The sequence below is a fragment of the Cyanobium sp. A1C-AMD genome, assembly GCF_024346495.1.
In the GTDB taxonomy this organism is placed as follows: domain Bacteria; phylum Cyanobacteriota; class Cyanobacteriia; order PCC-6307; family Cyanobiaceae; genus Cyanobium_A; species Cyanobium_A usitatum.
This window is the reverse complement of record NZ_JAGQDB010000025.1, coordinates 17,450-28,822: the sequence shown is the minus strand read 5'-3', so window position 1 is coordinate 28,822 and position 11,373 is coordinate 17,450. Positions and strand designations below refer to the sequence as shown.

General features: G+C 62.6%; 14 protein-coding genes and 1 tRNA gene. 9 read left to right on the top strand and 6 right to left on the bottom strand.

The features are described from left to right. Positions 1-260, bottom strand: a 260-nt coding sequence (locus KBY74_RS06190; RefSeq protein ID WP_254941935.1) for a transposase, incomplete at its 3' end; no start/stop codon positions are given. A gap of 733 nt (positions 261-993) precedes the next feature. Between KBY74_RS06190 and KBY74_RS06185 the strand changes: the two genes are divergently transcribed. Next, the gene (locus KBY74_RS06185; protein WP_254941934.1) at positions 994-1,194 is read left to right on the top strand and encodes a hypothetical protein; all 201 of its coding nucleotides are present in this window, start codon (positions 994-996) and stop codon (positions 1,192-1,194) included. Here the strand turns inward: KBY74_RS06185 and KBY74_RS06180 are convergent. From KBY74_RS06180 to nrdJ, 5 genes are all read right to left on the bottom strand, one after another. Continuing rightward, positions 1,178-1,321, bottom strand: a complete 144-nt coding sequence (locus tag KBY74_RS06180; RefSeq protein WP_254941933.1) for a hypothetical protein — start codon at positions 1,319-1,321, stop codon at positions 1,178-1,180. The genes KBY74_RS06185 and KBY74_RS06180 overlap by 17 nt on opposite strands. Positions 1,322-1,398: 77 nt before the next feature. Continuing rightward, the gene (locus KBY74_RS06175) at positions 1,399-1,647 is read right to left on the bottom strand and encodes a DUF1651 domain-containing protein (protein WP_254941932.1); all 249 of its coding nucleotides are present in this window, start codon (positions 1,645-1,647) and stop codon (positions 1,399-1,401) included. 25 nt (positions 1,648-1,672) lie between these two features. Beyond that, positions 1,673-2,590 carry a hypothetical protein gene (locus KBY74_RS06170; protein ID WP_254941931.1) on the bottom strand — a complete coding sequence of 306 codons (918 nt, stop codon included), beginning with the start codon at positions 2,588-2,590 and terminating at the stop codon, positions 1,673-1,675. Between the two features lie 326 nt (positions 2,591-2,916). After that, positions 2,917-3,001: transfer RNA gene (locus KBY74_RS06165), tRNA-Ser, on the bottom strand. A gap of 46 nt (positions 3,002-3,047) precedes the next feature. Further along, the gene (gene nrdJ, locus KBY74_RS06160; protein ID WP_254941930.1) at positions 3,048-5,435 is read right to left on the bottom strand and encodes a ribonucleoside-triphosphate reductase, adenosylcobalamin-dependent; all 2,388 of its coding nucleotides are present in this window, start codon (positions 5,433-5,435) and stop codon (positions 3,048-3,050) included. Between the two features lie 105 nt (positions 5,436-5,540). On the opposite strand from nrdJ, the gene KBY74_RS06155 reads away from it, so the two are divergent. The 8 genes from KBY74_RS06155 (at position 5,541) to KBY74_RS06120 (ending at position 11,372) form a co-directional block, all read left to right on the top strand. Beyond that, on the top strand, positions 5,541-6,242 hold the full coding sequence (locus tag KBY74_RS06155; protein WP_254941929.1) for a methyltransferase: 702 nt from the start codon (positions 5,541-5,543) through the stop codon (positions 6,240-6,242). Between the two features lie 21 nt (positions 6,243-6,263). Continuing rightward, positions 6,264-7,904, top strand: coding sequence for a peptide chain release factor 3 (locus KBY74_RS06150; RefSeq protein WP_254941928.1), 1,641 nt, complete (start codon positions 6,264-6,266; stop codon positions 7,902-7,904). 90 nt (positions 7,905-7,994) lie between these two features. After that, positions 7,995-8,477 (top strand): MotA/TolQ/ExbB proton channel family protein, encoded by a 483-nt coding sequence (locus KBY74_RS06145; RefSeq protein WP_254941927.1) that lies wholly within the window; start codon positions 7,995-7,997, stop codon positions 8,475-8,477. Then, positions 8,477-8,863: a hypothetical protein gene (locus tag KBY74_RS06140; protein WP_254941926.1), complete on the top strand. Its 387-nt coding sequence runs from the start codon at positions 8,477-8,479 to the stop codon at positions 8,861-8,863. Before KBY74_RS06145 ends, KBY74_RS06140 begins: the two co-directional genes overlap by 1 nt. After that, a complete protein-coding gene (locus tag KBY74_RS06135) occupies positions 8,860-9,222 on the top strand; it encodes a biopolymer transporter ExbD (protein ID WP_106633011.1) in 363 nt (120 codons plus the stop codon). The genes KBY74_RS06140 and KBY74_RS06135 overlap by 4 nt, the downstream gene beginning before the upstream one ends. A 4-nt stretch (positions 9,223-9,226) precedes the next feature. Next, entirely contained in the window at positions 9,227-9,955 is a 729-nt protein-coding gene (locus KBY74_RS06130) for a hypothetical protein (RefSeq protein WP_254941925.1), read from the top strand. Positions 9,956-10,032: 77 nt separating this feature from the next. Further along, positions 10,033-10,680, top strand: a complete 648-nt coding sequence (locus KBY74_RS06125; protein WP_106633013.1) for a Crp/Fnr family transcriptional regulator — start codon at positions 10,033-10,035, stop codon at positions 10,678-10,680. After that, positions 10,677-11,372, top strand: a complete 696-nt coding sequence (locus tag KBY74_RS06120) for a winged helix-turn-helix domain-containing protein (protein WP_254941924.1) — start codon at positions 10,677-10,679, stop codon at positions 11,370-11,372. The genes KBY74_RS06125 and KBY74_RS06120 overlap by 4 nt, the downstream gene beginning before the upstream one ends. The last annotated feature ends 1 nt before the right edge of the window (position 11,373 follow it).

Here is an 11,373-nt window from a genome sequence, read left to right as displayed (position 1 = left end):
ACCTCGATCAGGGCCTCTTCCATGGCCGGATCACTGAGGGAATACCACTGCTGCAGCAGATGGATCCGCAGCATCGTTATCAGCGGATATGGCGGACGGCCACCCTTCTTGCTGGTCTTGGGGTAGTAGGGCTCGATCAATTCGATCAGTGCTTGCCAGGGAACCACCGCCTCCATCTCAGATAAAAACTTCTCCCTTTTGGTCTGTTTTTTAGCGGTGGTGAGCTCGTAGTCCGTAAATCCGAGCTGCTTGCCGCCCATTACTCCAGTCCTAGCCTTCGTTCAAAGGGCCATTCTCCCGCAAATGGCCTGGTTTTTCCAGAGTCTCCCTTACCCCCGCAAAGGGTACTGCCTTAGGGGAATCGACCCCCTGAGGCACCATTTGACCGCTTGTAGGGCAGCCAACGCCGTGCGCGTTCGGGAACGGCAGCGGATTGTGGAGTGCTTGAGAGGTGCTATTCAGCGGCCTGCGGGATACCCACTCCAACGGGGCTAATTGCGGTGGCCAAATGGTTTACATAACCCACTATTGGCACATCTAACTAGAGGACCAGGAGTCTATTTTTGAAGGTGTAAACCATCTCTTGCGCTGAATGAACCAGTGTCCAAATCCATTGACTTGGCCTTGGTATAATATTGATTCTCCCTGTAAAGTCGCTTGCTCATAATCACTCCTGTATATTCGATTGCTTCCGACGAGTTTTTCATGCAAACAGTCGCAAAATACGCATCGGTTCCCGTGTCTCTGGTCCCAATCACTAAGCAGTCAGACGCAGTGTGATTTAAGTCTTTGTAGTAGCCCTGGCAATTCAAAAGGTGCTCCTTCGCATAAGTCGAAAGACATCTTTTCTCGTATTTCCATTTCTGAGATACGTTCCTGGCGGCGATGAAGCTGTTGAACATCTAATTAAGTGCAGGTCTTATTTCGTGCCGTACTACAGATATGCTTCCAATGCATGCCAACAATCAGTATTAAGCGCCTGCCCTGACCGCCATGCCCCGATTCGCCGTGTGCTTCTCTGACGCTGCCGGATTCGGCATCGAGATGGTGCAGGCTCTGGACGCTGCCCACGCTCAGGACATAGCCAGGCCACAACACCCCTCGGGGCGATTGTTGTCAGCCGTGCCTGCAGAGCTGCTCGATGGCCAGGACCGCCACGAGCTGCACAGGGCGTGGCTCAGGGGGGAGGGGTGAGGTGTGTGGAGCCATTGAGCTGCTCACCGTCGTCCACGATCCGGTAGTACTCACGGTCGTCTGAGCAGCACACATCGGCGTAGTAACGCTCAACGGCCGCATAGGCCGCGTCGTAGCTGTCGAACACCTGACCGGCTATGCCGTCGCTAAGGCCTCGTCGCGTCGGATCAGGTAGCTGCTCATGGCATCTGTCACACCTCGTGCTTAGACATCTACTCCAGCGCCCCACTGGGGGGCCACCTGCTTCCACCCCTGGGCCTTGAGCTTGAGCCACAGCTCCCTAGCGTCGTTACGGCGCATATGAATACGGGTCTTGAGCAGCGGTGGCGCACCAGGTAGCGGCCGGCCTGAATCGACGACGTACATCGGGTGCGCGCTCCCGCTCTTGGGATCGAAGTGGAACCGCATTGTGTTGGCGGTCCTGGGGTCCTGGATCCAAGCCTGTTGGCTCATCGAACTAGGTGCTAGTTCTGATGTACTAGCATGGGCTGTGTTGAATCAGTTTTGCGGCCGCTGCAACATCTGCCTGCTCCAGCCAGCGGTGGTAGGTCGAGTGATGCACAGCTAGTGAGTGCCCCATGCACTTGGCAGCCAGCGAGGCATTTAGGTTTTTGCGGACCGAGCGCACTGCCCATGAATGCCTCAAGGCGTACAGCTGCAAGCCAGGTGAGCTTGATTGAAGCCACTTCCCCCAGGACTGGGTTAGTCGCATTGCCACTAGGGAGTCGTACTGAGAGGGGCTACCCACATCCCAAGGCACCGACCGCTCAGGCTGTTCGGCCGAGACTGGCAGCGCCAGAGCCGTTCGCCAGGTTGGCTGCTTACCCTTGCGCTTTACGGAGAGCACTTTTGCTGTGCCATCTCCCGCTGGCTGTAGAGAGAACACTTCCGCGGGTCGGCAGCCGTAGGTAATGAGTGCCCAGGTTGCCCATCCGTACTTGGTGTGGCTGCCGATATTTTTCACTAGCTCCTCCAGCAGGTCGTCCCCTGGCAGATCGCGCTCGGCAGGTTCGTATGGGGTGCGAATGGCATCGAGCTGCTCCACTCCCTCAAGGCCGACTAACTTGCCAAGCCGCTTGAGCACTTTGCAGCTTTCAAGCCTGGAGCGGCTGCCGGCCGCGGTGGTGTTTGCCACCGCCAATAGGAGATCGCTTGTGAGGGTGGCGTGCTGCGGCATGCGGCGCACCTCATGAGCCAGCCGGTCCCAGGTGCGCTGGGCGGCGCTGGTCCGTACCTTCCCCTGCCAGAAGTCATCCTCCAGGTGGGTCAACGCCAAGGCAACAGTCATGGCCTGGGGTGCGGGAGAGGTGTTTCGCATCGCCAGCTCCGTTTCGTTGTCCCATGGCAAGGGATTCGGCAACACTCCCATTTGCTCCACCGCCGCCATTAGAGCCATTACCCGAGTCTCTGCCTGTAGGAGTTGACCTGGGTTTGCGGGGAGCCCTAGGGGTACTCGTCGATCCTTACGGGTGCCATCGGCTGAGGCGAATGTGCCTCGAAGAAAAAGTCGATCCTTCTTTATATCCAGCTTCCCCCTGACCCCACGACTACGCAGGGAGGCGTTGACTTGGGAGAGATCCATGAGTTCCCGAATCGTTCCCGAATCCATGGCCGGAATCATCCCGCAACGTCCGGAAGCAGACAAGTCACTACTTCAAGCCGGCTTGCGGTAAGGCACTAAAAAACCCAGTCCTTGACTGGGTTCTGCTGATGTCATTGGAACGGAGAGGGCGGGATTCGAACCCGCGGAAGCTTTCACTTCGCTGGTTTTCAAGACCAGAGCCATCAACCACTCGACCACCTCTCCAGAGGTTCGGTGCGGCAGTGCCACACCGATATTTTATCTTAATTGGTCAGTTGTTGCCCGGTTTAGCCAAAGGCAGTAGGCATTTGTCTGAATCGCAGCCAGCTGGGCCTGCCTCCACCAGCTCACCGCGGTCGTAGCGCTGAAGAGCTTCAAAGAAGCAGGTGGTGCTGCGCCGGGCGGCCACCTCAGCGTTGAGACGCAGGTAGGTGGCGTGGTCGATTGGTTCAAATGGCAGCCGCGGGAACGTGGCATTTGCATCAAAGCGGGCCAGCAGTGCTGCGGATATATAGCCCTCGCCTTGATCGATTGCCTGATAAATGGCATCTGCTAGTTGTTCTATTTCGTTTTCGCGGAACTCCACCGTGGCTGAGGTGTTGTGGGCTGTGTAGTGCTTCTGCACCTGCATGTAAAAGTCGAATTGGGCCAAGGCTGAGAAGTTGTTGATCTCAACCGCATCGGCACCGGGAATATTTGCCCAGCTCACTTCGGTGGGGATTTCCACCAGCCACTCGGTGCAGCGGGGATCAAACGCATCATCCAGCAGGCGGCCCTGTTCGTCCTTATCGCTTTGCGAGGGCACGATCGTGTAGCCGTAGTCCATGCAGGCAAGGGCCACCGGATCGTTCTTGCGGAAGGTGATGCGGCGGATGAAGCGCTGGGCTTTGGGGGGGTGCCAGCCAGGGGATGCTCCGGTGAGCAGGCTCTTGGTGCCAGCGGGCTGCACGGTGGTGCAGCGGTTGGGGCGGCGCAGGCCGTGGCGATCGCAGTAGTCCCAAACCGCCGTATTGACGATCTGCTTCCAGCGGCTCAAGAATTCGGCCTCCTTTGCCTTGAAGGCCAGGCCTTCGGCCGTGTTGGGCCGGCCCGCTTCCCACCAGGTGAGCCAGGGCGTGCCAAAGGCGTGCACAAAGAAGTCAAATAGGCCGGTGAAGCTCACGCCCACGATCGGATCCCAGGCGCGGCTCTGGCGGTAGCGCTCCACCTCGAAGCGATGGTTGAGCAGGCAGGCCACGGCCAGGCCGGCGGCACGGAATGCCTCCTCCTGGGACACCAGATCGGCGGGGTCGATCTGGTTGAGGTGGATTTCAGCCAGATTGCAGTGGAAGTCGGCGCCGAGGATCTCGCCGCAGGGGTTTAGCCCGTACCGGCCTAAGCGGTGCTCCAGCTCCGCCGCGCCGATTTCGGGGTGGTGGGTGGTGAGCCAGCGGCCGGCTTGCTCGCGGCCTTGGTCGCAGTAGATGCCGATGAACTCTGTGCGCAGCTCTGGGGTGCTGAGCACGTCGGCGTTTGAGCGGGCGATGGCTTCGGGAGCGAACTGAATCGCGCCCTCACCGCTCTGGAACTGCTTAACAACCGCCTCCAGCACCGTGGCCCGGTCGGGCCGGTTGTGGAAGACCCGGGTGTGGTTGGCCATGCGCAGGGAATCCCTTTCCGGATCGATGCTCCAGTTGCCTTCGCTGTCCTGCTGCCAGAGGTTCTCCTTAGCTCCGGCGGCGGAGTTGTCGTCGGCGCAGAACTGGCGCATGCCGGCGCTGCGGCGGATGTTGCCGGCCACGATCGTGACGGCAGCCTCATCGATCAGTAGGCAACACTCCACCGAGGTGAGCTGGCGGCCCTGGGCCTTATTGAGGATCTGGGCTACGCGGCCGTAGAGGTCCTTGAGTTTCACCGGGTTGGCCATGCCACCGAAGCCCTTGAGGGTTTCGCCTACGGGACGCACGTCGGAGAGATCGACGCTGATCTCGATCGGGATGGCGGGGTCAAAGCGCTCGTCGCTGCAAAGATTGAGCAGCAGCTGGTAGCTGTCCACCCAGCCACGGCGGGTGTCACCCACCTTGATGGCTACCCGGTTGGACTCGATGTTGTGGCTGGTGTGCTCCTGGCGTTGGCCAGCTGGCGTGGCACCGATGTCGGTCACAGCGGCGATGCTGAGCCGGTTGCGCACCGCCGGCAAGCGCCCGATCAGGTGGGGCTCAATGATGGCGCCGGTGCCGCAGCCCATCATCGCCAGGTCCATCATCAGACCGAAGGCTTCCCAGTCCACCAGGTTGGTGGAGGTGCAGTTGTAGGCGCCGGAGAAGTTGTGCTGCTGCTCGATCCATTCGGTGCCGCCGATCCACAGCCAGCGCCCTGAAGGCAGAGCTTTCTGCTGCTGCTGCATGCGGCGCATCAGCTCAACCTCCGCCTCGCTGAGGTTGCCCAGCTTGCTCAGGCCGCCGAGGTTGCGCTCAGCCACCTGGTGCCAACTTTCCCGGCCGGTCTCGGTCTTGCGGCTGTAGGTCCGGTAAAAAACCGGGTTGGCAGCTGGAGCGGTGGCTGGGAAATCGAGAGCCTCGCCCGCCGGCTTGCCGCTGGCAGCCGCATATGCCTTTTCAGCAGCAACGGTTTCGGCGTTCTGACTGGCGGCTGTAGGGGGCGTGGCTGAGAGCGTCACAGGCAGTACGGCCCGAAGGTGAGCCGAACCATAACGCCACAGGTGGGGTGTGCAAGATCTGGCAGACACCAGCGACAGTGCGCCGCCCAGCAAGGCTGCGCCACAATGGATTTGGAAATCCTGGATTTGATGCAGCGCATTCCGGAGCCGGAGCTGATGGATGAGGTAGGCCAGGTGCTGGCCTATGCCCAGGCCGATTTCGCCGCCTCCGATGCGGCGATGGTGGAGCGGCTGGCCCAGCTCTGCGGTGAAGATCCCGGCACGACGTTGGTGGATCTGGGTTGCGGCCCGGGCAACATCAGCTTGCTTCTGGCCGATCGCTGGCCTGCTGCAAAGGTTTTAGGGCTCGACGGGGCGCCACGGATGCTTGCGGTAGCGCTCGAGCGCCTGGCCGGAGCGTCGCCGGATCTGGCGGCTCGGCTGCGATTTGAGCAGGCCCTGCTGCCCCTTGCTGCCGCAGGCCAGCTTGAAGCCCACTTCTCGGCGGTGGTGAGCAATAGCCTGTTGCACCACCTGCATGATCCGGCGGCGCTTTGGCAGACGGTTATCCAGCTAGGCGCCCCTGGGGCCTTTGTTTATGTCCAAGACCTGCGCCGGCCCGATAACGGCGAGGCAGTTGAGGGCCTGGTGGCCGCCGAGATGGCGAGCGCCCCGGAGGTGCTGCGGCGCGACTATCGCGCGTCCCTGCATGCGGCCTTCACGGTGGTGGAGGTGGAACAGCAGCTGGAGCAGGCCGGGCTGGCCGCCCAGCTCCAGGTGGCGCCGCGACAGGAGCGCTACCTGGAGGTGTGGGGCCGGCTCAATTAAGCGGCCTGGCAGGCTGACCTAATGATCAGCAGCACAAGCAGCACTCCAGAACTGCAGGCCCTGGCCGAGGCCGTGGCCCGGCGGCGTAACTTCGCGATCATTTCCCACCCAGACGCGGGCAAGACCACCCTCACCGAGAAACTGCTGCTTTACGGGGGCGCGATCCAGCAGGCCGGCGCCGTGAAGGCCAAGGGGGAGCAGCGCAAGGTGACCTCCGACTGGATGGAGCTTGAGAAACAGCGCGGCATCTCGATCACCTCAACGGTGCTGCAGTTCGACTACAGCGGCAGCACGATCAACCTGCTGGATACCCCCGGCCACCAGGACTTCTCAGAAGACACCTACCGCACCCTGGCGGCCGCTGACAACGCGGTGATGCTGGAAGACGCGGCCAAGGGCCTAGAGCCGCAGACGCGCAAATTGTTTGAGGTGTGCCGCATGCGGCGCATCCCGATCTTCACCTTCATCAACAAGATGGACCGGCCGGGGCGCGAGCCCCTGGAGCTGCTCGATGAGATCGAGCAGGAGCTGGGCCTGGCCTGCTGGCCGGTGAACTGGCCGATCGGCAGCGGCGACCGCTTTCGCGGCGTGATCGATCGCCGCAGCCACGACGTGATTCTGTTTCAGCGCGCCGAGCGCGGCCGCCAGAGCGAGGAAAAGCTGCTCACGGTGCAGGAAGCCCGCGATACGGGGGCCGTGGAGCCGGAGCTCCTGGCTCAAGCCCTTGAGGAACTGGAGTTGCTGGAGGGGGCTGGGGCCGACCTCGACCTAGAGCTGGTGCACGCCGGTGAGCTCTCGCCTGTTTTCTTTGGTTCGGCGATGACCAACTTCGGCGTGCGGCCGTTTCTTGATGCCTTTTTGGAGCTGGCCCAGAAGCCGGTGGGCCGCGCCAGCAATGCCGGTGAGATCGATCCGATCGGCCCCGGTTTCAGCGGCTTTGTGTTCAAGCTGCAGGCCAACATGGATCCGCGCCACCGCGACCGGGTGGCCTTTGTGCGGGTGTGCAGCGGCAAGTTTGAAAAGGACATGACGGTGCAGCACGCCCGCACCGGCAAGGCCATTCGCCTATCGCGCCCCCAGAAGCTGTTCGGCCAGGACAGGGAGGTGGTGGAGGACGCCTACCCCGGCGACGTGATCGGCCTCAATAACCCGGGCATGTTCGCCATTGGCGACACCCTTTATCTGGGCCAGAAGGTGGAATACGAGGGGATTCCTTGCTTCTCGCCGGAGATCTTTGCCTGGTTGCGCAACCCCAACCCATCGACGTTCAAAAGCTTCCGCAAGGGTGTCAACGAGCTGCGCGAGGAGGGGGCGGTGCAAATCCTCTACGACACAGATGAAAGCAAGCGCGATCCGATCCTGGCGGCGGTGGGCCAGCTGCAACTGGAGGTGGTGCAATACCGGCTTGAGCACGAATACGGCGTGCAGACGCGGCTTGAACCGCTCGGTTTTGCGGTGGCTCGCTGGGTGGCGGGCGGCTGGCCAGCGCTGGAGCAGGTGGGGCGGATCTTTAATTGCAAGACGGTGCGGGATGCCTGGAACCGGCCGGTGCTGCTGTTCAAGAACAGCTGGAACCTGGGTCAGCTGGCGGAGGAGCACCCCGAACTGGAGCTGAGCGCCGTGGCGCCGGTGGTGAGCGGAGTGGAGCCGATCAATCTTTAAGCCGTGCCGGCGCCCGAGCCCCTGTCAAGCAGGGGCGATACCGGCGGCGGCCCCAAGCGCTCCATATCCTCACCCCATTCGGCAAGAGCCATGGCTTCCTTCCTGTCTCTGTGGAAGGCCTGCGGACCGGTAGCTGTGCCCCTGCTGCTTTTATCAGTGGCGGTATTCACCGTGGGATTTGATCGCTGTGCGTTTTGGTGGCGCTGGTTTGCCCGTGGTCGCCGCTCGTGGCGGCAGCTGCGGACGGCGCTGGCGCAGGCACCTTCTGCGGAGGTGCGCCTTCAGTTGCTTGACGACTGTGACCACCAGATGACTTGGGGTGAGCCCTTGCTCCAGGCAGCAGTGGTGCTGGCTCCGCTGCTGGGCCTGATCGGCACGACGGCTGGCTTAATGGCGGTGCTGAAGCAACTAGGCAGCCAGCTGCTGCTGCCGCCCGGCGCTCCCTTGGCCGGCTACGGCGACGTGTTGCTTCCCACCCTGCTTGGTCTGCAGATCACTTTTGTGGCGATGGCGTTGCTGTTGCTCAACCAGGGGCTGCGCCGCTGGCAGCTGCGTCATGGCGCCAATCCCTGATGCAGCAGTCAAGCGCCGCACAACCAGGGCTCTTAACCGCCTTGGTACCCCTGGTGGCAACCAGCATCACCGTGTTGCTGGCGGTTGCTGCCCTGCCCAGCCTGTTGCAGCAAGACAAACTGCGACTGCACCCCGAGCCCGCTGTTAGCGGCGGTGATGTGTTGGTTGTGGCCCGCGCCGCATCCGGCCGCTGGATTCTCAACGGTGCCCCCCAAGCGGATGAGGGCCTGCTTCGCCAACTGCAGGCCCGCCCGTCCGCGGTGGTGGCTGTGCGTTTCCAGCCCTCGGCTGGCTTAGCCAGCGCTGAGGTGGCCGCCTCTCTCGATTGGTTGCAGCACCACTCCCGCTTGCCGGTGCTGGTGGAGTGGCCGGGAGGAAAGCGGTGAAGCAAGCCTGGCTGCTGCAACCCTTCTCCCATGCGCTGCTGGCAACGGCTCTATGCGCTTTTTCCCTGGGCCTGCTGCTGCTGCCCCAGGTGAGGCTGCAGCGCCCGTTGGCCCAGGGGGTAATCAGCCTGCACCTCGCTGCCGATGGTGGTCTGAGGCTCTGGAACCAGCCTATTGCCGCCGCCGAGCTGCGGCGCTTGCTTGCCGCTCCGGCCCTGCGCAGCAGGGCGAATCGCTTGCGGATCGTGCCCGATCCCGACACCCCCTGGGGTGACGTCCGCCGCCTGCTCAGCCAGCTCGATTCCTTGCCACTGCACCTTGAAATCCAACTTCCTGCACCTACACCCAAAGCTGGCTGAGCCGATGGTGCGGCGCTGGGCTCCTGCCCTGCTGGCCGCCCTGATTTGCCAGTTGCTGCTGCTGATGGCCCTGCCCCAGCCCGGAAGCGATGGCCGCCGCGCTCGCCGGGCCGTGCTGGAAGAGGACACGGCCACCCTGCTGCGCTGGAGCCGCACGGCTTCAGGCTTGGGCACGACTAGCTCCCTGGCCACGATTCCTCTGCAAGGTCTGGCAGGCCTGCCGCCGCCGCCACCCTCCAGCCTGCCCGCTGGTGCTTTCGCCGGCGACTCCCAAAGCGAGCAGGGCCGCCGCCAGCCCGTTGCCGCCGCTAGCGGGCCGCCAACTACAACCAATCTCGGAAACCTGCCGCGCCAGCCCAGCGAGGCATTTCGCCTGGCCCGGCAAGTGGCCATGGGTGGGCGGCCCAGGGAAGCTGGCGCCGCCTTGGTGGCCCTGCAGCGGCGCCAGTGGTGGCTGCTTCCCGGCCAGGAGCGTGCCCTTCTAGCCCTATGGGATGGAGGCAAGGAGCAGGAATTACCAGCGAGCCTGGGCACCTTGCCCGAAGACATCAGCCTGCGCCTCAGCAGCCCCAGCGCCGCCGCGCCCCTGGCCCTCGCCGAGCTCCATGGCCGCTCCTTAATAGATGGATATCGGCTTTGGCTCTTCTGGCAGCAGGGCGAGAGCCTCTGGCTGTTGCGGGGGGCTTTGCTGGGGCCACCAACGCCACCCCCACCCGCCCTAACCGGGTCTTAAACCCGGGACTACCGAGCCTTTGCTTGGCAGCGCAGCTGGCTCCATAACGTTGTTCCAGCCCACTGGCTTGCTCCTCGATGGTGTTCACGCCCTCTCTTCAACCGGGTCGCAGCGATAGCTTCCGCGATCTGCTTGAGACCAGCTACGAGAAGCGCAGCTTGGTGCACCTTGCGGCTGGAAGCCAGGTGCCCCTGCTTAAGCGCAGCGTTTGGCTGGTTGTGCGGGGCATGGTGAAACTCACCGCGATTTCGATCCATGGTGATGAGTTGCTGCTGGGGTTAGCCGGCCCTAACGAGCCCTTCGGCGATCCCCTCACCAATGTTGAGGCCTATGCGGCCAACACCTTGGTAGATAGCGACCTGCTCTGCGTCAGCTGCGAAGAAATTCAGCGCTCACCCAATCTGGCTATGGGCCTGCTTCAGGGCATGGCCTCTCGCTACCGCCAAAGTGAGGCCCTGCTTGCCCTGCTCGGCCTGCGCCGCATCGAAGATCGGGTGCGCGGGTTCCTTGAGTTGCTCGCCAACGACTACGGCCAGCCCTGTGAACAGGGCCTGCGCCTTCAGGTGAAGCTCACCCACCAGGAGCTGGCCAGCACCCTCAGCACCACCCGGGTCACCGTTACTCGGATTCTCGGCGCCCTGCGCGATGAGGGCTGGCTCCACATCGATAGCCAGCGGCGACTGGTGGTGAGCCATCTCCCCCAGCAGCGCAACCAGCATCGATGAATCAGCCGTCCATACGGCTGTTGCTCGTTTACTCCGACTGCACCGCAGCGACCTGCCTGCATCAAAAGCTTGGCGATGAGGGCTACGAAGTAACCGTTTGCACTGATGCAGAGCAGGCGAACTCCAAGTTGGGGCCAAGTTTCAACTGGGATTTGCTTGTGCTGGATGGCAGCCTGGGCGAAGCTGCCCGACAGCTGTGCCGCCAGGTGCGCTCTGCCCGCAAGCCGATTCCTGTGCTGCTGCTATGCCCTGGAGTCTCCGAGACCGACCGGGTACGGGGCCTCGAGGATGGCGCCGATGACGTGCTGCCCAGTCCCTTTGGACTGGCGGAATGCCTGGCCCGCTGCCGGGCCTTGGTGCGCCGCCACCAACTCGGCTCGGAAAACTCGCTTTCCCTGCGCTGCGGCCGGGTTTCCATGCTTGTGGAGGAACACCGGGTGTGCCGCGATGGTGCCGAGGTGAGCCTGTCGCCACGGGAATTTCGACTACTTCACTTCTTTTTGAAGCATCCACGCCGGATCTGGAGTCGCGATCAACTGCTCGCTCGGGTGTGGGGAGCAAGCGAGGCCGTGGAGCTCGATCCCAAGACCGTGGATGTGCATATCCGCTGGCTGCGCCTCAAGTTGGAAGAGAATCCCGCCCAACCCAGCTTGATCACCACGGTTCGTGGTCAGGGTTACCGCTGTGGTTGAA

Excerpts from the sequence above, each read along its gene's own strand:
- KBY74_RS06185 (WP_254941934.1), top strand. The coding sequence starts at position 994 with ATGCCCCGATTCGCCGTGTGCTTCTCTGACGCTGCCGGATTCGGCATC.
- KBY74_RS06175 (WP_254941932.1), bottom strand. The coding sequence starts at position 1,647 with ATGAGCCAACAGGCTTGGATCCAGGACCCCAGGACCGCCAACACAATG.
- KBY74_RS06170 (WP_254941931.1), bottom strand. The coding sequence starts at position 2,590 with ATGGCTCTAATGGCGGCGGTGGAGCAAATGGGAGTGTTGCCGAATCCC.
- KBY74_RS06155 (WP_254941929.1), top strand. The coding sequence starts at position 5,541 with ATGGATTTGGAAATCCTGGATTTGATGCAGCGCATTCCGGAGCCGGAG.
- KBY74_RS06150 (WP_254941928.1), top strand. The coding sequence starts at position 6,264 with ATGATCAGCAGCACAAGCAGCACTCCAGAACTGCAGGCCCTGGCCGAG.
- KBY74_RS06145 (WP_254941927.1), top strand. The coding sequence starts at position 7,995 with ATGGCTTCCTTCCTGTCTCTGTGGAAGGCCTGCGGACCGGTAGCTGTG.
- KBY74_RS06140 (WP_254941926.1), top strand. The coding sequence starts at position 8,477 with ATGCAGCAGTCAAGCGCCGCACAACCAGGGCTCTTAACCGCCTTGGTA.
- KBY74_RS06130 (WP_254941925.1), top strand. The coding sequence starts at position 9,227 with ATGGTGCGGCGCTGGGCTCCTGCCCTGCTGGCCGCCCTGATTTGCCAG.
- KBY74_RS06125 (WP_106633013.1), top strand. The coding sequence starts at position 10,033 with ATGGTGTTCACGCCCTCTCTTCAACCGGGTCGCAGCGATAGCTTCCGC.
- KBY74_RS06120 (WP_254941924.1), top strand. The coding sequence starts at position 10,677 with ATGAATCAGCCGTCCATACGGCTGTTGCTCGTTTACTCCGACTGCACC.